General features: G+C 56.1%; 20 protein-coding genes. 3 read left to right on the plus strand and 17 right to left on the minus strand.

Annotation, left to right across the window (positions count from 1 at the left end):
• Positions 1–72: 72 nt before the first annotated feature.
• A complete protein-coding gene (locus tag ACL2XJ_RS13925) occupies positions 73–633 on the plus strand; it encodes an isochorismatase family protein (RefSeq protein WP_132923039.1) in 561 nt (186 codons plus the stop codon).
• Positions 634–701: 68 nt separating this feature from the next.
• The gene (locus ACL2XJ_RS13930; protein ID WP_413726805.1) at positions 702–2,018 is read left to right on the plus strand and encodes an MFS transporter; all 1,317 of its coding nucleotides are present in this window, start codon (positions 702–704) and stop codon (positions 2,016–2,018) included.
• Between the two features lie 15 nt (positions 2,019–2,033).
• Here ACL2XJ_RS13930 and ACL2XJ_RS13935 read toward each other — a convergent pair whose 3' ends face one another.
• From ACL2XJ_RS13935 to ACL2XJ_RS14005, 15 genes are all read right to left on the minus strand, one after another.
• A complete protein-coding gene (locus ACL2XJ_RS13935) occupies positions 2,034–2,255 on the minus strand; it encodes a hypothetical protein (RefSeq protein WP_132923037.1) in 222 nt (73 codons plus the stop codon).
• 1,231 nt (positions 2,256–3,486) lie between these two features.
• The gene (locus tag ACL2XJ_RS13940; protein WP_413726806.1) at positions 3,487–4,167 is read right to left on the minus strand and encodes a TetR/AcrR family transcriptional regulator; all 681 of its coding nucleotides are present in this window, start codon (positions 4,165–4,167) and stop codon (positions 3,487–3,489) included.
• A gap of 461 nt (positions 4,168–4,628) precedes the next feature.
• A complete protein-coding gene (locus tag ACL2XJ_RS13945; RefSeq protein WP_413726808.1) occupies positions 4,629–5,096 on the minus strand; it encodes a MaoC/PaaZ C-terminal domain-containing protein in 468 nt (155 codons plus the stop codon).
• Positions 5,093–6,478: a glycoside hydrolase family 88 protein gene (locus tag ACL2XJ_RS13950; protein ID WP_413726809.1), complete on the minus strand. Its 1,386-nt coding sequence runs from the start codon at positions 6,476–6,478 to the stop codon at positions 5,093–5,095. Before ACL2XJ_RS13950 ends, ACL2XJ_RS13945 begins: the two co-directional genes overlap by 4 nt.
• 64 nt (positions 6,479–6,542) lie before the next feature.
• A complete protein-coding gene (locus ACL2XJ_RS13955) occupies positions 6,543–7,355 on the minus strand; it encodes a shikimate dehydrogenase family protein (RefSeq protein ID WP_132923034.1) in 813 nt (270 codons plus the stop codon).
• On the minus strand, positions 7,355–8,959 hold the full coding sequence (locus ACL2XJ_RS13960) for an acyl CoA:acetate/3-ketoacid CoA transferase (RefSeq protein WP_413726810.1): 1,605 nt from the start codon (positions 8,957–8,959) through the stop codon (positions 7,355–7,357). The genes ACL2XJ_RS13955 and ACL2XJ_RS13960 overlap by 1 nt, the downstream gene beginning before the upstream one ends.
• Before the next feature lie 51 nt (positions 8,960–9,010).
• Positions 9,011–10,330: an MFS transporter gene (locus tag ACL2XJ_RS13965; protein ID WP_413726811.1), complete on the minus strand. Its 1,320-nt coding sequence runs from the start codon at positions 10,328–10,330 to the stop codon at positions 9,011–9,013.
• Between the two features lie 347 nt (positions 10,331–10,677).
• Positions 10,678–11,448 carry an enoyl-CoA hydratase/isomerase family protein gene (locus tag ACL2XJ_RS13970; protein WP_132923032.1) on the minus strand — a complete coding sequence of 257 codons (771 nt, stop codon included), beginning with the start codon at positions 11,446–11,448 and terminating at the stop codon, positions 10,678–10,680.
• A 576-nt stretch (positions 11,449–12,024) separates the two neighbouring features.
• Positions 12,025–13,668, minus strand: coding sequence for a S10 family peptidase (locus tag ACL2XJ_RS13975; RefSeq protein ID WP_413726812.1), 1,644 nt, complete (start codon positions 13,666–13,668; stop codon positions 12,025–12,027).
• Positions 13,669–13,690: 22 nt separating this feature from the next.
• Positions 13,691–15,283: a protease pro-enzyme activation domain-containing protein gene (locus tag ACL2XJ_RS13980; protein ID WP_413726813.1), complete on the minus strand. Its 1,593-nt coding sequence runs from the start codon at positions 15,281–15,283 to the stop codon at positions 13,691–13,693.
• An 874-nt stretch (positions 15,284–16,157) separates the two neighbouring features.
• Entirely contained in the window at positions 16,158–16,403 is a 246-nt protein-coding gene (locus ACL2XJ_RS13985; RefSeq protein ID WP_413726814.1) for a helix-turn-helix domain-containing protein, read from the minus strand.
• A gap of 410 nt (positions 16,404–16,813) precedes the next feature.
• Complete coding sequence (locus ACL2XJ_RS13990) at positions 16,814–17,920, minus strand: phosphoserine transaminase (protein WP_413726815.1); 1,107 nt, start codon at positions 17,918–17,920, stop codon at positions 16,814–16,816.
• Between the two features lie 19 nt (positions 17,921–17,939).
• On the minus strand, positions 17,940–19,112 hold the full coding sequence (locus ACL2XJ_RS13995; RefSeq protein ID WP_413726816.1) for an ATP-grasp domain-containing protein: 1,173 nt from the start codon (positions 19,110–19,112) through the stop codon (positions 17,940–17,942).
• Positions 19,113–19,614: 502 nt separating this feature from the next.
• Positions 19,615–19,821 carry a hypothetical protein gene (locus ACL2XJ_RS14000; protein ID WP_413726817.1) on the minus strand — a complete coding sequence of 69 codons (207 nt, stop codon included), beginning with the start codon at positions 19,819–19,821 and terminating at the stop codon, positions 19,615–19,617.
• A gap of 94 nt (positions 19,822–19,915) precedes the next feature.
• Positions 19,916–21,115 (minus strand): MFS transporter, encoded by a 1,200-nt coding sequence (locus ACL2XJ_RS14005; RefSeq protein ID WP_413726818.1) that lies wholly within the window; start codon positions 21,113–21,115, stop codon positions 19,916–19,918.
• A 363-nt stretch (positions 21,116–21,478) separates the two neighbouring features.
• Between ACL2XJ_RS14005 and ACL2XJ_RS14010 the strand changes: the two genes are divergently transcribed.
• Positions 21,479–22,054 (plus strand): RBBP9/YdeN family alpha/beta hydrolase, encoded by a 576-nt coding sequence (locus ACL2XJ_RS14010; RefSeq protein ID WP_413726819.1) that lies wholly within the window; start codon positions 21,479–21,481, stop codon positions 22,052–22,054.
• Here ACL2XJ_RS14010 and ACL2XJ_RS14015 read toward each other — a convergent pair.
• Together ACL2XJ_RS14015 and ACL2XJ_RS14020 are read right to left on the minus strand one after the other, a co-directional pair.
• A complete protein-coding gene (locus ACL2XJ_RS14015) occupies positions 22,033–22,287 on the minus strand; it encodes an ANR family transcriptional regulator (protein ID WP_203522464.1) in 255 nt (84 codons plus the stop codon). The two genes, ACL2XJ_RS14010 and ACL2XJ_RS14015, sit on opposite strands and share 22 nt — an antisense overlap.
• A 182-nt stretch (positions 22,288–22,469) precedes the next feature.
• Positions 22,470–23,093 carry a LexA family protein gene (locus ACL2XJ_RS14020; protein ID WP_132923023.1) on the minus strand — a complete coding sequence of 208 codons (624 nt, stop codon included), beginning with the start codon at positions 23,091–23,093 and terminating at the stop codon, positions 22,470–22,472.
• Between the last annotated feature and the right edge of the window lie 8 nt (positions 23,094–23,101).

Genomic DNA, 23,101 nt, shown 5'->3' on the forward strand with positions numbered 1-23,101 from the left:
GAAGTTTACCTTTGTAGATTGCCTTGCTAACTGTTAACCTAATGCTTATTCCTTTACCGGAGAGGCAATACCATGGCATTAACCACTCTAGATCCCAACACCGCGCTCATTCTTATCGATTTGCAAAAGGGCATATTGTCCTACCCCACCGTACATCCGGTGGCGGACGTATTACGGCATGCCCGGGAATTGGCTGACGCTTTTCGCCGGCACGGCTTGCCGGTAGTGCTGGTGAACGTGGACGCCGGCGCGCCGGGCCGGACGGAGCAGAGCCGTAACCGGTCATTTTCCGCTGATTGGGCCGAGCTGGCGACGGAGCTTAATGCGCAGCCTTCCGATCACCGGGTCACCAAGCGGACCTGGGGCGCCTTTAGCCATACCGATCTTAACGGCTATCTGCAACAGGCGGGCGTCACGCAGGTGGTGATTGCCGGCATCTCCACCAGCGCCGGCGTTGAATCCACCGCGCGCCATGCGCATGAAAACGGTTATAACGTTACCCTTGCCGTTGATGCCATGACCGACACCAATGCCGATGCCCATATCAACAGCATCAGCCGGATTTTTCCGCGGCTGGGTGAAACCGGCGCCAGCGGGGAGATTATCTCGCTTCTTGACGGCTCCCGCTCTTGAGCATTTTACAGGCGACGGCGGTGCCCTCCGTTTTGCACCCCACGACGCCGGCGCGCTGAGGAATAGCGATGAATGGCATGTTCCGTTCCCTGGCGATTTATAATTACCGGCTGTGGGCCGGCGGTGCGATCGTCTCCAATATCGGTACCTGGATGCAGCGTACCGCCCAGGACTGGCTGGTGCTGACCCAGTTGACCCGCCATAACGCCACCGCTCTGGGGGTGGTGATCGCGCTGCAGTTCGCGCCCCAGATGCTCCTGCTGCCGTTAACCGGCTTTGCCGCCGATCACTTCGACCGGCGAAAACTGCTGATGGTGACGCAGGCGGCCTTGGGGATTCTGGCCTTGGGATTAGGCGTCCTTACCGTCACCGGCTGGGTACAGCTGTGGCACGTTTACGTTTTCGCCTTTTTGCTCGGCGCCGCCGCGGCGTTTGATACGCCCGCGCGCCAGACCTTTGTGTCGGATTTGGTGGGAGAGGCCGATCTGTCCAATGCGGTGGCGCTTAATTCCACCTCTTTTAACGCCGCGCGCATGATAGGACCAGCGGTGGCCGGGGGATTGATTGCCATTATCGGCACCGGGTGGGTATTTCTGCTGAACGCGGCGTCGTTTATCGCCGTGCTCGGCGCGCTGCTGCTCTTGCGCACCGGCGAACTGCATGCAAGCCTGCGGGCTCCCCGCAGCCGTGGCGGTCTTGCCGAAGGGTTTCGTTATATCTGGCAGCGGCCGGATTTGCGCATGGGGATGCTGATGTTTTTTTTAATCGGTACCTTCGGCCTGAATTTTCCGATCTTTATTTCCACCATGTCAGTAACCATTTTTCACGCCGGCGCCAATCAGTATGGATTCTTGACCTCCACCATGGCCATCGGCTCAATCGCCGGCGCATTGCTGGCGGCCCGACGGGAAAAACCCAATATCGCCTTGCTGTGCGTGGGTGCCGCCATTTTCGGCAGCGGCCTGGCGTTGGCCGCCGTGATGCCCGATTACCTGCTGTTCAGCGTCATGTTGGTGATTATCGGCATGTCCGCCCAGACATTCACCACCACCGCCAGCAGCCTGGTGCAATTATCCACTGAGCCGGCCATGCGCGGTCGGGTAATGGCCATTCTGCTTGCCATCGCGCTGGGGGGCACTCCCATCGGTTCACCGGTGGTGGGGTGGGTGGCGGACAGGTTCGGACCCCGTTGGGCCTTGGGCATCGGTGCCCTCGCGGGTGTGGGCGCGGCCATAATCGGCGTCTATTTTCTTGCCCGCTATCGCCACCTGCGGATAGGCAAAGTGGACGGGCGGATTCGATGTAGCTTTGATGACGGTGAATTCACGGTGGTGCAGAGGGTACGCCCCAACCCCGATGCCGATTTGCCGTCCGGACGGGGTTAAAACCGGCAGACCAGGTTAGCGCGCGGCGTCCTGGGACTCGGCGCGGGCGGCACGGTTCTGTTTTTCCGTGAGAGAAATGATATCCAGGGAGTTTTTCCGCAAAGACTCAAGATGATCCATCCCGCGGTCGATATGGATGGCGAGATTATGGAAATTAACGATAACCGCAATCCAGGCTGCAAATAACAAACCCAATAGAGTCACAAGGAAACGTCCAAGCATTTTCGCCTCAAACATCAGCCACTATTTCCACCAGAACCTCTTCGCCAGAAGTATGCTTTTTTCTTGGACTGCCTGAAACCGGTTTTGGTTCCGCCTTAGATGGTTTTCAGCTATAGGAGCCCAGGGGAGTCAGTCGCTCCTGTATGAAGGGTGTTCGATTTATAAGAGAAACAACGCAGATAAAATCCGCTTCAGGCATTATCGGCCCAGGTGGCGGGCAGACTTCGGCCGGCGGATAGCCGGCGCAATCCACCCGCGCCGGCTATCCGCCGGAAACCATGGCGGCCGGTCAGGATCCGAACGCCAGGGCAACCAATACCACTAATGAAAATACCCCGAGCAGGACCATATGAAGATCGACTTTTTGGCGCATATCGTTACCCCCTGCTGGCTGAACCGAGGTAATTATGGCGTATTTTTGTACGGTCCGCTGTGACTGATTCGCCACTTTTGCCAAGGCATTAAAAATCCCGGACAGGAGAGAAGGCGGGATGGTTTCAAGGCCGCCGCGCGTCAGGCGAACCCTGAACCGCCGTTATGGATTACATTGATTGGTAAAGGGATTATGTCCGTGCGGGCATACATCGGTATCCGTGGGGATAATTCTGAATAACGATCCCAAAGCGCTGCCGCAACCGGTTAATAACAGCAGGCTTAAGCAAAGAACCAGGCATTTCATCGCCATTGCCCGGTGTTTGTCGGTGGATTTTTCATTAGCCTTCCTAACCAATTTCTTAGCCTGTATTGATCATAGCAGACCGCTCAGGCAACGGGGCCGATTTGGGTTGATTCTGTTAGCTAGTGCAAAAAAGCAGAAAGGACGAGGGGCATCCACCGCGTCGCCCAGACCGTGCGGGATAGTTAACAGCGGATTTAACCGAAAGAGCACGGATGCGCAACGGGGGTATTCACCCCGTACGGCAGTGAAGTCAGGGGAAATTACAGGACCACTGTCGGAATCATGGCCTTATTGCCATACATGAATCCAGCAGATAGCGCCGGCTAAAATCATAAAAGCGATAAAGCACAGGGAAGTCACCTGAGAATATGTTAATTCACATGTCATATGCCGTCCTCTCTGGTAAAAGTTGAGTCTTCATTAACAGCGCCCGTTAACGCGGCGTCGGCGCGCAAGCAATACTGCAGAAACAATACCCGTAATCCATTGAAAAGGCATTAACCCGCGGCGCAAAATCCGAAATATCCTAGAGCCGCCCGCTGATGTGTTTTCGCCTTGTTGCATGGCTCAAGGCTCCATAACAGCCTTGTGGGGGGGTTCCGTTGCCGGTTCCACGGTATAAACGGACAGCACAACGTGGGAAAACGCATTGAAAAATTGCTCCAGCCGCTCGAAGTTACCCGCGTCCTGGGCAAAAACCGACGAACTGTCCACCAAATTAATGAGTAAAAACGCCAAGTCCTCCAAAGGGGTATCCGCTTTGAGCTGTCCATTATCCCGCGCCCTTTCCACCGCCAGGACAATGGCTTCAGTAATGGATTGGGTAAAAGATCTTAAAGAGGCGTTGGTTTCATCGCTCAGCACGTCGCTCTCCAACCGCATTCGGCCTATCAGGCTCCAGGGGTTTTTGGAATTTTTACCGCGATTGAATTTTTTGTAGAGCTTATAGTTGTATTTCACCACATTCTGCACTTTTTCCGCCAGAGAGGTGGTTTCGTCCAGCCAGATGGCTTGGTGCTGCACAGAGGCATTGGCCACGTAATCCTTTACCACCTCTTCCACCAGTTTGCTTTTACTGCCGAAATGGTAATGAATATTAGTCGTGGTGATATCCAGGGATTCCGCGATGGCGCCGAACGTTGTTCCATGGTAGCCGTAAGCGATAAGTCGGTTTTTGGCCACTTCCTTAATGTTGTCATACATGGATGTTTTTTTGGCTACCGCGGTAACCTGTGCTTTTTTCGCCATAGTGTCCTCAAAACTGCGTTTTATTCATCTTCAATTCAACGTCGTTATAAGCTTTTTCCCTTCGGTGTGAAAGCCGGCATTGCCATGAAAAATCGCGTTGCTATTAACGGACCGCTCCGATCGCGGGGGGAGGAAAGTTCCTTGCCGATAAGTAAGTTTGTATGACAATCAATCTCATTGCAATGGAGTAATGCTATCAGCGGCCAATTGATGACGCAGGTCAAACAGCGGCGCAAAGGCATAAGCTAAGCAGGCCCGCTATCGCCGGGCGAGCAAAGATCGAGTAAAAGGGAGAGCGTGCTGATAGGGTCGACGCGGGCGTGGTTTTACCGCCCGATCGAGCGCCCCACGGCGCGGTAAGCCCGCTATCACTGGACGTGCGGCGAGCCTGTTAAAGGGAAACGGTGCTGATGGAGATGACGCTGCCATCCCTCAAGCGCCCATCCCTGGGCGCAACCCCGCTAAACCTGCATTAATAGCTGCGTTTCTCCTTCCTGCACGGTAACCGCTTTATCATTGATGACTTTGATCCCCAAGGTCACGATACCGCGATCGTCCCGCTTGGTGGCGCGTTTGGCGGCGATGGCGATCTCCGCGTGAATGCGATCGCCTATCATCAGCGGCGCGCGAAACGACCAGTTCCAGCTCAGTGTCGCAACGCCGCGCAGCCGTACGGCGCAGCGGGTCTTCAGCCCGTCCGCCAGGGATAATCCCAGCAGGCCGTGGGCGATTCGCCCCGGAAAGCCCTGTTCTCGGGCAAACTGATCGTCCATATGCACATCGAAGAGATCGCCGGACAGGCCGGCGAAACCCACCACATGGGTTTCGGTTACCGTAATGCCGGACGTTTTATAGCTATCGCCGATATTCACATCGCCATAGCCGTACTCGCCGGAGGCTAAGATGCGCGGGGCAGGAGTGTCGTTCATCGGGTTTCTCCGCTGATGTTAAAAAAAGTCAGGTACGGGCCCTGCTGCGCCAGCCGCTGCACATACAGCGCCAGTTCCCGCATGTGATAGTCCCCCCACATTGTGGCCTCGCCAAACGGAATAAGATGCCCGGCGGGCACATGATCCCACCCGTTGGGCCGGTGATACTGGCTGTGCAGGACCAGCCCCTGGTGATGCTCATGGCCGCTAAGGTAAACATCCCCCAGCAGGGTTTCCAATACCGTCAAACCCGCCCTGGTGTAGCGTTCGCCCGCCCCATCGCCGATGGATTGCCGCCAGGCGCCATAGCGCAGCAGGCCCTGGGCCGCGATGGCGGCGGCGGAACTGTCCACCGGCTCGATATCATTGGCCGGATCGGAAACCACGCCATAGGGATCCGCCATCCGCGCCAATCCCGGCGCGCCGGTATCCCAGTAGGGAATGCCGTCAAGGGTGGTATGATCGATATAAAAATCGCATACCGCCGCCGCCGCCTGGTCCATCATGTCCAGCACCTTCGCTTTATCGTTCCCGGGGCCGAACGCGGACGGGCTCAGCTGCGCCATATATTCCAGCAGCTCGGCAAAACCGCAGATGGCCCAGCTCAAACCGCGGGTCCAGGTGGAGAAACCGGAATAGCCCTGTTGCGTGCCGATACAGCGGAAATCGCCGTTCTTGATATTAAAAATGGCTTCATGGGCGGTCCGGCCGCGCACATCGTAAATATCGCGCCCCTCGCCGTAGAATACGCAATAGCGGGCGGTGGTTCGGGCATGGGCGACGGCCCGGTCCAGCAGAGAGACCACCCGATCTCCCTCGTCTTTCATGACATGTCCCAGACTGTGGGCCACCAGGAGGATGCGCAGGGTGCGCAGGGTATCGATAAACAGCGAATGCGGGCCGTTGAAGGAGTGGATATATCCCTGTCCTTCGCCAATGGCGGTCCAGCGATGGGCCTGTACCGCCCCCGAGCACCTTAACGCCAGTTGGTAGTAATCAAGGGTTCCCCGGTCGGCGGGTAAACGGCCCTCCCGGATAAGGCGCAACAGATTGCCATAGGTGCTGATCTGGTTGAAACCGTGGTCGTGTACGCCGAAATGGGTAATGTGCGTCGGCATCTCATGGCGAATGCGCTGAAGGGCCATATCAAGGAACTGTTCATCGCCGGTGGCATCGAATTGCAGTACGGCGCTGCCGAACTCGAACCCCTGCGTCCAGTCCGTCCAGCCCTTGGCCTGGTAGCGGCCCGCCACGGTATGTACCGGCGCCCCCTGGCTTCGATCCATGGCGGCATCTATGGAGCGTATTTTGACTGCCGAAAGCTCCCACATGCGCCGGATAGCCGGCAGCAGATCGGCGGCGTTAACAGATTTTATTTTCATGGATGTTGCCTTTCCTTCTAGTCTTGACACGGGACGGGGCTGACAGTCGCGATGGCCCGGCCGATCAGGGTTGCCGGATAGCGAAGAAGTTGCAGAACGACTCCAGCTGTCCTTCGATCATCGGCTTTCCGTTCATGGCCCGGCAGCCGCACCGGCGTGCATGGGCCAGGAGGGGGGTCTCTTCCGGATGCATGATGATATCCACCACCCCAAGGGATGGGTCGAACTCACCGAACGGCGCAGGCATGCCGTCGCCGGGCCGCATACCCACCGGCGAGCAGTTCACCAGCAAATCGTAGCCTTCCGTTCCTGCGCTGTCGGCGGTCACGCCGGCGGGACGGCGGGGATAAAAACGATTAATGCGGGACGCCAGCCCTTGCGCCAGCGACTGCCGCGGATCGCAAAGCGTGATGGTATCCGCCCCGGCCGCCGCCAAGGCAACGGCCACGGCGGAACCGCCGCCGCCGGCCCCCAATTGTTTGATGCGTTTGCCCTCGATGCTAAAGCCCTGTTTTTGCATGCCCCGCACCAGGCCCTCCCCGTCAAACATATCGCCGTACCAGGTACCGTCCGGCAAACGGCGCATCACGTTGATGGCGCCTACCTGATCGGCCCGGGGGGAGAGGCTGTCCACCAGGCCGCATGCCCGGACCTTGTGGGGTACGGTGATCACCAGCCCGTCAAGATTGCGCAGGCTCATCAGCCCCCGCATGGCGGCCTCAAAACCCTCCTGCGCCACCTGAAAGGGCAATAGCAGGGCATTGATGCCCTGCGCCCTGAAGATAGCGGTCATTAATTGCGGTGTTTTTACCTGTGTTACCGGATCGCCGACAATGCCGAACAGGCGGGTCGATCCGTCAACGATAGCGTTTTCCATCACCGCTCCCCCTTGCCAAGCAGGGAGAGACGGGGATGACTCGGCCAGGATTGGCCGTCCAGCGCTTCCTGCAGATTCATCGGCTCCTCCCGGAACAGCCGGGCATCCATGGTCTTGAGGTCCGGCGAAATCTGCGGGCGAAACGCCATATGGGCCAGCACGTCCCGTTCCAAATCAATGCCGGGAGCGATCTCCATCAGCTCCAGCGCGCCGTGCAGGGCGCGAAAGACGGCCCGTTCGGTGACAAACAGGGTGGTTTGACCGCGTTCATTGGCAAACGGCCCACTGTAGGAGGTTTGCTGCAGCGACGAAACGAACTTACGGTGGCCGCCTTCCTGGAGAATGCGCAGCTCTCCGTCTTCGCAGCGCACTTTGAGGCCGCCGGCGGTGAAGGTGCCGCCGAACACCATTTTCTTGGCGTTTTGACTGATATTGATAAAGCCGCCGACTCCCACGATTTTGTCGGCGAAACGGCTGATATTCACATTGCCTTCAGCGTCGATTTCCACGGCGGAAAGAAAGGCGATATCCAGCCCGCCGCCGTCATAAAAGTCGAACTGATAGGGCTGATCGACGATGGCCGAATAGTTGCGGGCGGCGCCGGCATCCAGGCCTGCGGCGGGAGCGCCGCCGATAAGCCCCTGTTCATTGGTCAGCACGATGCTGTGCAGAATGTTCTCCTCCGCCGCCACCAGTCCGATGCCGGTGCAAATCCCCGAACCCACATTGCAGATGGCGCCGGTGCGAAGCTCCATGGCACAGCGGCGGGCGATGATTTTACGCTCGGTCAGGGCCAGGGTGGGGAAGGCATCCAGCGGAATGCGCAGTTCGCCGGTATAGGCGAAGTCGTGCTGGGTTTGGTAGGTCACGGGCTGGTGGGGTTCCACCACCACCAGATCCACCAGCATGCCGGGGATTTTCACGCTTTTGGCCGGCAGCGTGCCCCGTTTCGCGATCCGTTTAACCTGCGCCACCACCAGGCCGCCACAGCGGCGGGTCGCCTGCGCCATTGACAGCATGTCGCCGAAAATGGCTTCCTGTTCCATGGAAATATTGCCGTCCTCATCGGCGGTGGTGCCCCGCAAAAAGACCATATCGATGTTGAAGGGCTTATAGAACAGCCAGGATTTTCCTTCTATTTCGATAAGCTTGACCAAATCCTCCTTGCTGCGGGGACTTTGTCGTCCGCCTCCCAGCCGGGGGTCCACAAAGGTATGCAGGCCCACATGGGTGACAAGACCCGGACGTCCGGCGGCAATCTCGCGCATCAGTTGCGATAAAGCACCCTGCGGCAAGGTATAGGCCTCGATTTCGTCGTTAAGCGCCAATTGTGCCAGAGGAGGCGAATCCACCAGCGTGCCGCATACCACCCTCTTCAATAATCCTTTATGGGCCAGACGGGACGCGCCGCGAAAGGTGCGATCCCCCAGTCCCACCGGGTGCACGGCGGTGATGCGTTCAGGGGTCCCGTCCGCCAGAAAACGCGTTTCCACCGCCTCAATGAGAGCCTCAGGCACCGCATGCCCCGCGCCGGATCCGCCGATCAGCAGCGTATCACCATCTTGCAGCAGGCCAGCGACCTCAGCTGCCGTTACGATTCGCATTGTTTTACTCCCCTCTATTTTTCAGTTCTTGTCCGTGGCCCTGCACATCATTCAGGTATGTGATGAGAGCTTTCTGCCGAACCAGACGGCCACAAAGGTAAAAATACAGAACGCCATGAGATACCACATGACGTAGGTGGGCTGACCCCCGCCATAGGCCACCAGGGCCGTGGCGACAAACGGGGTGGGGCCGCCCACGATGGCTCCCGAGAGTTCCCGGCACATGGCGATACCGGAGAAGCGGTAGCGGGTAGGGAACAGGTTGGCCAGGAACGCACCCTGCGCGCCGCCGGTGCAGCCCCAACTGACGGCATAAATGGTGCTCACGCCGATGGTGGCGAGCACGACGTTCTTGGTATCCACCAGTAAAAACAGCGGATAAACCATCAGGGCGGCAAACAAGGCGCCCAGCATGAAAATTTTGGCGCTGCCGAAGCGATCCGAGAGATATCCGCCGATGGGGCCGGTAAACAGCGTACAAAACAGGGCGATAATCAACACCAGCAGGCCGTCGGTTTTGGACATGCCCAGGGTATTGATCATATAGCTCAGCGCAAAGGTATTGAGAATATAGGTCAGCGCCTGATGCCCCCCCATGGCGAAAAACCCGCACAGCACTTCCTTCGGACTATTTTTAAATAATTCCGTAATGGGGATTTTTTTATCCTTTTGCTCCAGGCGCGCTTTTTCCATAGCGGCTTCATACTCAGGGGTTTCGTTCAATTTAAAACGGATATAGACCGCCACCGCGAATAATAATACCGAAATAAGAAAAGGAACGCGCCAAACCCATGACAGGAGAATATCTTCCGGCACGGAGGAAAATCCCAGGAACGTCAGGGTAGCCACCAAAACGCCGAAATTGGTGGCGGTATTGGGAATGGAGGTATAAAAGGCCCGCCGGTTCAGCGGCGTATATTCCGCCACCAGCGTCATGGCGCCCGCGAGTTCGGCGCCGGCGCCGAAACCCTGCAACAGACGCATCAGGATCAGCAGCGCCGGGGCCAGCAGCCCGGCCTGCTCATAGGTGGGCAACAGCCCCACCCCCACGGTGGCGACGCCCATGATGGAAACACAAACAATCATTGCGGGCTTGCGGCCGAACCGATCGCCGATATGGGAGATAACGATTCCCCCCAGCGGACGAATGACAAAACCGATGGCGAAGGTGGCGAACGCCGCCAGAATGCCGCCCAGGTGCGAGAGCTGCGGAAAAAATAATCTATTGATTATCAGCCCCGATGCCGCGGCATACAGGCCGTAATCATACCATTCGATGATGGTTCCTATGGTGGATGCAACAACAGCTTTTCGGATATTGGAATTATTATTAACTGTTAATTCTGTATCTAGGGTCTGGGCACTTTGCATGGAATGTACTCCTGCCGATGTTTATTGACACTTCCTTCCTTACATCTTAATAAGAAGATTGATTTTGGTAATGGAACTCTGTCCATCTTTACTTGCTGTATGGCAAAATTAAATCGGCAGCTTATTCTATCCACAATAAACCGCACTCTGGATAATTTTCGATCCAAAGGAGACTTTAAATTTGCAACCGGGCACGGTGATTGAGTTGAAATGAGGCTCCTTTATTATGGGTGATGCCAAGATAATTTCATTTATTATCTTAGCGGGCGATGTTCAAATTTCTGCATTTGTCTCTCGGTGAATAGGATATTTCCCGTGGGGCTTCTTTATAGTAAATATTTTTCTCTTCAATCTTTGGCATATTTTGTCGAGCGCTTTTCGCCGAACGCGCTGGATCCTTCCTGATAGTTTCCCGCCGCGAAGCACAGACAGGTCAATTCATTTTCATATTTCATCCCGGCTTCCAGCGGCATCGACAGCGCTGCGCGCACCGCCGCCTTCACGGATTGCACGGCGAGGGGGCTGTAACTTGCCAATTTCCGGCACAGCGCCCGCGCGGTTTCGTACACGTCATCATCCGCCACCAGATACTCCACCAGCCCGAGGGAAAACGCCTCTTTGGCATCGATGTGGTCGCCGGTCAACAACAGACGCATGGCCTGTCCGTAACCCACCAGGCGCGGCAAAAACTGTGAGGCGCCGCCGCCGCCCACCCAGCCGCGGGTAACTTCCGGCGCGCCGAACCTGGCGCCCGTTCCGGCCACGCGCAGATCGGCGCCGAGCATGATTTCCAGTCCGCCTCCCAGCACCCAGCCGGTCAAGGCCGCCACCACCGGCTTGCGCAGGCTGCGTATAGTGGTTCCATACTCTACCCGGTTGCGAAATGCCCAGGCGCTGTCATAGCTGTCCAGGGATTTCAGATCGCTGCCGGCGCAAAAGGCGCGTTCTCCGGCGCCCCGCAGCAACACTACCCGTACCCCGTCATCTTTGTCGATTTCGGCGCAAATCCGGGCAAGCTCCACGCTCATTTCCGGCGTGATGGCATTCATTTTTTCCGGTCGATTAATAATGATTTCAGCAATGGAATCATGCTGGTTCATGATAATAAGATCCGTCATGCTGCTCACCTCTTTATGTACGGGGGCGATGTACAGCGGGCAATCTACGGTTGACCGGCTGTGATTAACCGCTGCCCCGGTAATGCCGCCTTGGTGTTCTAGTTATAAATTATTCCCTATCCAATACAAGAAAAACTTACTTTCATGTAAGTAAATAGTGATCGGGTTATCATTTCCGGTCCATGGATAAACTTACTGACTAGTAAATATGAATATTGAAAGGCTGGCCGGCGTGGGGGGGCGGGATTGGCAAGGGCCTTGATAGGGGACATTGGCGGCGGAATCGATAATGTGGCGACTGGAGGACGGGTAAAAACGGGCGGGGCTCTGCATGCCCGGCCGATGGCTATGCGGGGCGAACCGCCCGGGAAGCGTCCGGGCGGCGGGATGGAATGAAATTATGACTCTCTCACCTTGATCGCAACGAAAGTCATCACCACAGCATAGATAATAAAAGCCATGACGGTAGCCATTTTCATCCTCCTTAAGATAATCCTTAGATAGATTACTGCTCAAAGAGAATGCTTTTTAAACAAAAAAAGGCATGCCCGATGGTCCAAAACCGGGCGCCGGTTTTTATGTTCCCGGCGCCGATTTTCGCTGTTGCAGCAGGCGGATGCGGCTCATGGCCGCGTGATCGCCGGTGGCCTGGCGATACATGGCGGCAAGATCGGCTTTTAACAGGGTGCGGGCATCGCCGTTAAGATAGATCATATGGCCGGACGGATAGTATTTGATCGTCAGGTTTTGGCGAATCGAGGCGGACAGCAAGGGCATGTTAAGCAGATCGGATTCGGTCTGGTGGAACGGCGTCACGAAGTCGTAGTAGCCATTGGCCGACAGTACTTTCAGGTCGACGTTCAGACTCATGGCGGCGGCAAGGTCGCCCGCCGTATAGAGAATGGGGTTTCCCTTGCTGTCGACGCCTTTTTCCGCGCCGGTGGGGTCAGTGTGATGGAAATCCCAGTATTGAAACGCCTGGTCGTTGAGATCGGTGAAAGCGGAGGTGGAGGTGTATTTAAGCTGATCGTTCAGGTAGCTGTTCCACATGGCGGTGTAGGCGCCGTTCACCGCCGTCATGGTGGGATCGTTGCCGCCGGAATTAGGATCGATATCGGCCGCGATGCCGGTATTGACCGCCGTAACCCGGCCGTCATAGGAGCCCAGCGCCAGACCCCGGCTCTGGAGCAGTGTCACCAGAAACAGCGAATTGCCCCGGCTGTTGTAGGCGCCCACATCGAGGCTCCAGCCGATAAGGGTTTTGCCGTCAATACCGGTCAGGTCGCTGAGCTTTGCCAGGACGGCATCGTCCACTTTGGGAAAAGCCGCCAGCGCGGCGGCGTAGTCCCCGTCGGCAAACGCCGCCGCCTGCTGCGCGGCGGCGGCCGGATCGGCCGGCCTGGGTTTGACGTTCTGCCTCTTGTGATACCAGGCATCGCAGGCGCAGGTGGGCAGCAGCCCCACGGGCCGTCCGGCCTTGGCATAATCCAGGATGGAGGATTGCAGCGTGACGCCGTTCAGATCGACCCCATCTTCGTGCAGCAAATAGGAAAGCACCGCGCTGCGCGCGGTGCCATAGGATTCGCCGAATAAAAACTTGGGTGAATTCCAGCGATCGTTGGCGGTCAGATAGCGCTTGATAAACTGTGCCAGCGAACGGGCGTCCTGGTCAACGCCCCAGAAATCACGGTTGCGGCGCGGGGAGATGGCCGCCGAATAACCGGTGCCCACCGGATTGATAAACACCAGATCGCTGAGATCCAGCAGGCTGTCGCTGTTATCCTCGAGGCTATAGGGGGCGGGCGGGGTAAAATCAGGCATGGCCGTTTTGATGCGCTTTGGCGCAAAGGACCCTAATAAGACATACACAGAAGACGAGCCCGGGCCGCCGTTATAATAAAAGGTCACCGGACGTTGCTCCGGCGTTTGGCCGTCCAGGGTAAATGCCACATAGAATATTTTTGCTTCCGGTTTGGAGCTGCTCGGGTCCACCGCCACCAAGTGACCGGCGGTCGCGGTATAGGCCAGAGTTTTCCCCCCCAGCTCCAGGGTGTGATGCGTAACGGCGGCATTTTCGCTGCTGTCGGCCACGCCGTCGTCCGGACCGTTGCCATAGGCCACCGTATCGAAAAACGGCCGATCGCTTTGTACAGGCGTTGTCCCCTTGCCGCCGGCATCGCCCTGGTGGTTACCGTTACTCTCTTTTTTATGACCCGCCATATTCCCTCCTCAACGCTATTGCTTAATCCAAAAGCGCCGCGATTTTTTTACCGTCGGGCGACCCCAGTCCGGTACAGGCGTCCCAACCGGACGCGGCGGCGAAATCTCCGTTATTGCCCTGCGTAACGTCGCGACATGCTCCGGCCGGATAGAGCAGGGGCTGCATATAGCCCAGCGTCTTGCCGGCGGCGCCATTGACGCGGGCGATAAGTCCGGCCCACAAAGGCGCCACCGCGCTGGTGCCGCCCACCACCGTCCACTGGCCGTGTACCAGGACCTTATAGCCGGTTTCCGGATCGGCGTTACCCGCCACATCAGGCACGCCGCGATGGGCCAGAGCGGCCTGTTTCCCTCCGGTGCGTACCGCCTTTAACGATTTTTGCCAGCCCGGCAGGGGAAAATGCGTGCTGATTCCGCCGCCGCCGGCTCCTCCCTGTTCGCCGTCGTTCCACACGGTTTCAGTCTTGATGGCGCCTTTACCGGCATTCAGCCGGGTGCCGCCGCAGGCCAGGGCATAAGGGCTGGAGGCAGGGAAATCCACGTGATCGGCGCCGTCATTCACGCCGTCGCTCGATCCGCTGTCGCCGGATGCCACGCATACCGTTACGCCGAGCGCCGCCGCCGATTGCAGCACATCGTCGAAGGCGTCCAGGGATTGCGCCGTCCAGCTGGATTCCGGACCGCCCCAACTGATGGAAATCACCGAGGGCCGGTTGGCGGTATCATGAATCGCGTTATTGACCGCATTGATAAAACCCTGATCGCTGTTACCGGCAAAATACACCGCCAGTTTAGCCTGGGGCGCCAAGGCTCCCACCACTTCGATGTCCAGCATCACCTCCCCGTCCGCGCTGTCGGCGCCGCCGGACGGACTGTTTTTTCCGCCGTCCACCGATACCGCGTTCACCGCAGGGGGGGGCAGGCCCAGTGATGAAAAATAGTTCTGCAAATCGGTTTCATCGTAACCCCCGCCGAGTTCAATGATGCCCACGCACTGCTTCGCGCCGTCTCCGGGGGCGAAATCGTAAAGGGCCGCCAGTTCCAACGGCGTATAGGAGCCTGAGGTGGGATCCTTCGCCGCCGGCCGGATGGGCGGCCGGAAGCGGAAATGGGCGCGGGCCTGGGGCCGGTTGTCCAGACCCAGCACCGCGGTAACGATACCCGCCAGGTCCGCCGGCAAATGAATCGCCCCGGTACGGCCGCGAAAATGTCCGCCCGCATGTTGATAATGTTGCAGGCGGACGCCGAAAGCCTCCATGAATTGCCGCGCCGTGCCGGACAAAATCACGGTTCGGGTTACCCGGTTTTCGCTCACCACCCGCAGTTGATGCCGATGGGCAAATTCCCGTACTTTACTCACATCCTCCAAAGAGGCGGCGAAGCGCCGGGCGTACTCCTCCCGGCTCAAAAGGGCGGGTGACGAGGGCGTGACTTTGGCGTCGGGATTCCGCGATTGGCATAGGCTGCTTATATGCTGCTGAAACCCGGCGGCATCAGGGCGCCGCACGATCAGGCTTACGTCGAACCGTTCATTATCTTCCAGCGGCCCGGTGCAGCTGGAGCCAGGCAGCTCTTTCCTGTCGCTGCCGGGTAAAGCGTGTTTGTTATCCGTCATAGAATACTCCGCAAGCACGGTCTAAAACGCCGTGCGGATCAGGTGTCTTGATCCTCACGTTAGAACCGTCGTTGCCTGAACGCCAGGACGATTAATCTTAAATTGCGACCCGTTTTCGGCGGCGGCCGGCTCCTCATCGCGCCGCCAGACCCGACAGAATGGTTTTTCTTTGATTTAACGCTGTCCGGGGCGTGAAAAAAGCGGATGAAAACCCTTCAATTTTTTGATGGAAAAAGACCCGCCATTAATATAACTGGCGGGCAAAGATTACCAGGGAACGGTCAAAAAGTGAGACTGACCGTTCTCATATTATAAATTTGATCAAAAATTAAACAGGATGCTGGACCACAAAAAAAGCCCGCACGATGGCGGGTAATCAGGGTAGTGTACCGGCGGATTTATATCTGCCTGCCTCGCATAATAGTTACCTCATAAAAAAAATGCAGGGTAAATATCACGAATGTCAATTTAAGCAATTCAGGTGTGTCAATTTATAGCATTGGGTTTTGATGGTTTTTTTAATCAGACTTTTAAGGGGGAAATATAAAACGCTCTGAATATTCAGGGCGTCTTATAGACAATTATATCGTCAATTGTCGTAATGTATAGGTAGTGAGACAATCGACACTATTTATGAATACCCATCGGCCGTTATAGCATTGTCAAGCTTCATGAACCACCTGCATAATTTATTACATAACCACTAATAACGTTCACTTATTTTCAGCATTGTCGACATTTTTTTATTGGTAATGAAAGATGATTATATTGGTTATAGTGATGATTTTTAATGATATTTTTATATAATACCACCGTTTTTAATAATTCCTTCCGTGAGCATAGCATGCTCGGTATAAGAAAGTATGGCATAACTTTACCACATGTCTTCTCCTGCTTTCGTACCGGCATCATCTTCTATTATTAACTTTAAGCCCAGCATGGCGCATATTGAAAGCAGCCTGGATAGCTTAATATTCCCGGCGTTATTTTCGAAAATAGATATGTCTTTCTGATGCATTTGTACCTTAAGGCCAAGTTCGGCTTGTGTCAATCCTTTCTGAATTCTAACATCCCTGATAGTGCTGCCGAGACTTTGAGCGTTAATAATTAAAAGTTTCACGTGGTTGTTCTCCTACATGGCTTGATTATACATATAGAGTATATTTAGAATAAGAAAAGTCGGAATTAAGTTAATATATACAAATGGTGTATAATTTTCGGTTTATAGCTCGTATATAATTTACACTATTTTAGTGTATTAAGAATAATATACATACTCGGTATAAATCCTAGCCCTTGGAATGTAGGGGAGACGATGGGATGGCAATATGAAAAAGGGTTGCAAAAAAAAATGGATGTAGGCGTGTTTATGCCGTCGGCGTCAGGAGCGCTTGGTGGCGAGTACCAGCAATGCATCGCCGGCGGCGGAAGGGCTGCATCGCGTGAGCAAGGACTGCACGGCCGGCGGCGGGAGAAAATGCCGCCGCCGGCCTGTTCAGGAAGAAAGGGGAAATAACGCCGTGGCAGGGTTTAACGCCCGCTGCGATGCCGGAAGTCCTGCATAAAATCCGCCAATGCTTCCACCGCGCCTAGGGACAGCGCATTGTAAATCGATGCTCGTACCCCGCCAATGGCCCGATGTCCCTCCAGCCCGGAAAATCCTGCGGCTTTGGCTTCGGTGAAAAATGCCCTTTCAAGGTCCGCGTTCGGCAGGTTGAAGGAGACATTCATGGCCGAGCGGTCCCGTGCTTCACCCCAGCCACGATAGAAGTCATCGCTGCCGTCAAGGATGCTATAGAGCAGATCTGCCTTGCCGCGGTTTATGCGCGCCATATTCTCCACGCCGCCGATGTCATTGAGCAACCAACGCGTTACCAGCAGTACCACATAAATGGCAAAGACCGGCGGTGTGTTGAAGTTGGAGTGGGCGTCGACGTGGCGGCGATAATCCAGGAACGCCGGCAGATTTTGCCCAGCGGATTGCACGACGCTGTCCCGCACCAACACGATGGTGACGCCCGCCGGGCCGATGTTTTTCTGGGCATGGGCATAAATCAGGGAAAATTTATCCGCCTCGCAGGGTTTGGATAAAAAGTCCGAAGACATATCGCAGACCCGGGGAACATCGTCCCGGCCCAGAATACGATGAAACTGTAAACCTTCCACCGTTTCATTGGATACATAATGGATGTAGGGCGCATCGGCTGAAAAGGAGAGTTCGTCTTCTCGCGGGAGATGGCGATACCCGCAGTTTTCGCCGCTCCAGACCACACGGACCGGGCCTTCACGCATGGCCTCGGTGATGACTTTGCGGCTCCAGTAACCGGTGTCAAGATACTCCGCCGCGTGGCGCTTACCGCGGAGCATGTTCATGGGCACCATTGAGAACTGCTGCGTCGCGCCGCCCTGCAGGAATAGGATATGGTAGTTTTCCGGCAGGCCCAGCAGGGTCCGGATATTGTTTTCCGTTTCCCGGACGATGGATTCGAACCAGGCGGAGCGATGGCTGATGCCCAGTATGGATAGGCCCGTTTCCGGTACTTCAATAATAGACGCTTGAACCTGGGCCAGGACGCTTTCCGGCAGCGCCCCGGGCCCGCCTGAAAAGTTCAGGGCATTATGCGAATTTGTCGGCATGATAACGTTTTTTCCCGCGTCAAAGTAATTTGCTGATTGGATTTTCAGCGGCCCTGATGAGAAGCAACTCACGCAATGCATCTTTAACCTTTTGCATGTGATATTGCTTGTGTGGAAAGATGTCTTCCTGATCCATGGCATGCACCACCATGGCGGGATCGATCTCAAATACCAACAGATCTCCGTCTTGGGTTTCGGCGCAGTCGATGCCGAGGTAATCCAGCCGGGTGCGCTGATAAATCGTCGCCAGGGCGCTACGGTGCCGCTGCGCGAAAGCGTCAAAGTGAGTGAAAAACGCCGCTTCTTCGGCCCGTTTTTTCTCATCCTCGTACATGCCCGCGTTCACGTAGTGGATCATCCAGTGCGACGATATCGCCATATGGCAGGCATAGGGTACGCCAGCGATAAGGACAATGCGGAATTTACGGAACAGCCCGTCCGGCCCGCTGTAGTCAACAAACCGGGAGAGAAAATAGTGCTCTGCGGGAATGTCCGCCAGATAGGCGGCGACCGCCGGTAACGAATCAATCCTGGCCAGCCCCCGTCCGCCGTGGGAACCCACAGGACGCAGGATAACGGGGAAGTGATAGCCTTCCATCGCCCCGGAAAGCGGTATCTCTTTGTCGGCGACCCGCTGCAACGTCGTACGGCCGATATGCAGCGCCGGGCATATGGCCAGCCCCGGCACGTTTTGCAGCAGCATGCTGGCCGCATACCGTTCCGAGGCGGGAATAAACTGCGGCGCGTTGATTACCGGCTTCGGCCAGCGGGCCAATGCCTGTTCCAATTGCGCCAGCGGCTCACGGCTCTCGTCGGCGGCGCTGATGGCCACCAGGACGGCATCGTGTTCCGGCACCGGCCAGGCCAGCGGCGTATCGGGGGTAATATAGTAATAAAGCAGATCGATATCGCTGTTTTCCAACAGGCAATCCAGCGGCATATTGGCTGAAAGATCCCCTGGTATCATCAGCATCAGCAGGCGCAGCTTCGCCGGCTGCCGGGCGGCCGGCAGCCGGAATACCCGTTGCATCGCCAACGCCTGCCCCTGGATAGCCAAACCTGCTTTTAGCTGTTTGAGGCACATCATGACGGTGGAAATATTCATCCACAGCTCGGCGTCGTCCGGATAATGTTCCGCCTTGACCAACATCTCTTCCGCCAGGGAAGTGAAATCGGTTCCGGCAATACTCATACGCAGAAAAGGTGCCAGCCCGAGAAACAAAGTTGCGGGTTGATACGCCGCATCAGGCACAAACGGCGTATTTAATGTCGCTGGATTTTGCAATCGTCATATCCCTTTTGGGTGTGGGGCGTTAACGGGCATCGGGCTAAGAAAATATTCAGCCTAAAGTCGTTTTAAATTAATGGAGGCTAGTATGAGTGGCGGCTTGGTCGTGGTCAAGCCGCGCGGGGCCTGGATCCAGCGCTATAGAGAGATATATTCGTCAAAAAATATTTCATACTCAACAGCCTGAGAAACTGATATTAAGAGTATTTTTGATCTTATTTTTGGCATTAAAATCGAAGAAAATCTATTTTATTACGGCTTAGACTCACGGCGTGGGTTATATGAGGTAAAAATTTTAATTAAGTCAAAATTTAATTCTATTATTTTCATTGCTGCTTAAGCCAAATAAAAGAACATGCCGTGACCGGACATGTTTACCGGCGTAAGCGCCGGTAACGTGGCGCCGTTATCCTTTGGCCTGATCTTTTTTATCCTTAGCCGCCATATGATGGCCGACGATACAACCCCCCACCGCACCCAATACCGCATGGTTTTTGAGATGTCCGACAGCCGCGCCGACGGCGGCGCCCTTGAGACAGCCTGCGGCATAGGAGAGCGGGGCGGCGCCTGTTAACAGGATAAAAACCACGGCATAACAAAAATGTTTATTCACGATCATCTCAAACAAAAGGGTAAAACAGTTCGGAAACATTGCCATTATTGCCCGGCGGCTGTCATCTTGACTTATGTAACAAAGGTTGACGGGGTCAGGCCTCTTTTACATGGCCCAATGTTTTGACGGCGGCAAACGAAACCAGCGCCAATACGGAAACAACGCAGCCGGCGGCGGCCACCCCGGGCCAGTCCTCGCGGGAAAACAGCGCCCCCGCCAGCAGCGCGCCGCCGGAGCCGCACAAAAACACGCTGGTCATAAACAGACCGTTCAGCCTCCCGCGGGCTTCCGCCGGCAGGGTATAAATCGCCCGCAGGCTCAGTACCTGGTGGGTCTGCACGCCGGCATCCAGCACGATGGCCGCCACGACGAAAAGGGTGATGCTGTGCAGCGACCAGGCGGCGAACGTGGAAGCAAACGCCAGCGCCACCATAAGCATTGCCACTCCCGTCGTAGGTTGCGACAATCCTTTATCCGCCAGCCGGCCGGCGATAGGGGCGGCCAGCGCACCGGCGGCGCCGGCCAATAAAAACAGCGCGATGCCGTGCGGCGAAAGATTAAAACGCGGGCCGCTGAGCACCATGGGCGTTGCCGTCCAGAACATATTGAAGGCGGCAAACAGCAGCCCCTGCCACAGGGCGCGGCGGCGTAATAGCGGCGTGGAACGAAACAGGTGCCACAACGAACCTAGAATGGCCAGGTAGTGGCTGTCATGGCGCGGCTGGCGGGTCGGTAGCTGAAAGCGCAGCATCAGGGCCAGTGCGGCCATCAGCAGGGCGGACAGCCAGAAGACCGCCTGCCAGCCGAACCAGCCGGCAAGCAGGCTGGACAACGGACGCGACAGCATGATGCCCAGCAGCAGACCCCCCATGACATTACCCACCACCCTGCCGCGCCGCGCTTCCGGCACCATGTGCGCCGCGAAGGGCACCAGGACCTGAGCCGACGCGGAGAAAAAGCCGACGGCAAAAACGGCCAGGAAAAACAGCGAGACAGCCGGTGCAAACGCCATGGACACCAGCGCCAGCGCATCCCCCAGCAGGGCGGCGATAACCAGCCGGCGGTTTTCCATCAGGTCTGCCAGCGAAACCAGCAGGATCAACCCGGCGGCATAGCCTATTTGGGTCACGGTGACCACCAGACCCGACAGGGTGCCCGGCATCGCCAGCGCACGCCCGATGGTTTGCGCCAGCGGCTGCGCATAATAGATATTGGCGACGGTAATGCCGCATGCGATGGCGAAAACAGTGACGTGAGTCCGGGAAAGCGACCCGCGATCAGCCTCTTGATTCATGATGTACCTCGATTCACGCCGGTGGGGCGACAGCAGGCCCGGCTCGCGGGAAACCTTTTCCGGCCGCTATACTAGGGGGATTTGTCATACCATAACGGCTTAACCTAAGGAGCTAACGACAGGATGTCAAGCCGTGGCAAGCAAGTCGGGCAATGTTAATCAGGTTGAAATATATCCGCCCTATCCTGAAGGCCAGTTCATGCAGTTAACTTCGCTTAGCTGGAAGCTTACCCTAAATAATCAAAGTTGCAGGAAGGCGGCAACGCAGCGAATCCCCGGGAGCTTACTCAGGTAAGTGACTGGGGTGAGTGAGGAAAGCCAACGCATCTGCAACTTGGAGTATGACGGGTATAGGGGAAGTAAATGAATATGCCTGACAAGATAGTGATAATCCATGGATTTCTGTCCACGCCGCGCCATCACTGGTTCCGCTGGCTAAAAGAGCAGCTGGAAAAACAGGGAACCCAGGTCATTCTGCCCAGCATGCCCTCGCCCCGGGCTCCCTGTCCGGATCGCTGGCTGTCGCATCTGAAAGCCTGTGTACCCGCACCCTCCCGCCGCACCTGGTTTATTGCCCATAGTCTGGGGTGCATTACCCTGATGCGGTATCTCGCCTCGCTGGGGGAGGGGGTTTGCGTCGGCGGCGCCATGCTGGTGGCGGGATTTGCCGAACCGGTAGCGGGATTTCCCGAACTGGATCGCTTTACCCTGGAGCAAATCGATTATGGCCGGCTGAAGAAAAGCGTCGGACGGTTGGTTGCCTTGCGGTCGCTGAATGATGAGGTTGTCCCGCCGGATCTCACTCAAACCCTGAGCCGATCGCTTAGCGCCGAACTCTACAGCTTTCCCGCCGCGGGACATTTCAGGGAACAGGATGGCTTTATCCAGTTCCCGGCGCTGTTGGACATGCTTAACGATTACAGGTATGTGACGGAATAAACAGTGGCGTTTTTAACGCTTTGTTCGCTCCTTTTGAGCCTTTCGCGCTCGATTTGCATCACACAAAAATCCGCGCGATGTTCGCTCCAGGTTTGATTGAGCGGATTGCGCGAATACCGTGCGGCTTTGCTCCAGGTCTGCGCCGCATGCCGATAATCCCCTGTACGCTCTATCCGCGCTGCGGCGATGGCCGCCCGAAAGTAGAGCGGGCTGTCGAGGTTTTTAAATGCCATATCTTTAGATCCCTTCAAAATGAAAAGTAGTAAGCGGAAATAAAAATACCTCTTTAATTGTTATATGTAAACAATAAAAGGGGTATTTGTTTTGAAGGTAAACCAGTTATTTGTTTTTCACGGCAGCTGATTTGTATGTTAAATCCAATGACCATCCCTGAAGCAGGACCCCGGGTCCTGGTTTAGCGTTTGCGGCGGAAAATCCGATGCTCAATCATCACGCCGATAATCTGCAAATCGATGTCGGCGCTGCGCAAAACCGGGTAATCGGGATTCAACGGCACCAGTTCGAATGAGCAAATACCGAGGCCCAGCGGCCGAAATTTTTTAAACGTAGCGTCATAACCGTTATTTTTCGCCACCACGAATTCCCCCGGGGCGGGGGTCAGTTCCGGATCGATAATCACAATGTCTCCCGGCTGGAATTCCGGCATCATGCTATCGCCGTCAATACGCAGTGCGAAGGCGTTTTCGGTGATGTCCGCGTCAGCCAAAACATACTCGTAGTTGCCTTCGATAGTGGTAATTTCGGACACCTCCGTTAGCGCTCCTGCCTGAACGTAACTCAATATAGGGATACGGCGCGTGCTGATTTCAGCCAGCGGCATGACGTTTTTGCCGTTCAGGAGCCAATCAGGACTGCAGTTCAGCGCCTTGGCCAGATCCAGCAGGTTTCGCGGGCGTTTGGTCCTGCCGCTTTCGATGGATTCAATGGCTTGCTGGCTCACTCCGGCAGCAGCGGCCACTCCTACCTGTGTCAAATTCAAGTCCATACGTCTGGCTTTAAAACGTGCAGCTAAAGACATTCTGTCTC

The organism is Sodalis sp. RH16 (assembly GCF_047324245.1).
Classification (GTDB): Bacteria; Pseudomonadota; Gammaproteobacteria; order Enterobacterales; family Enterobacteriaceae; genus Acerihabitans; species Acerihabitans ligni.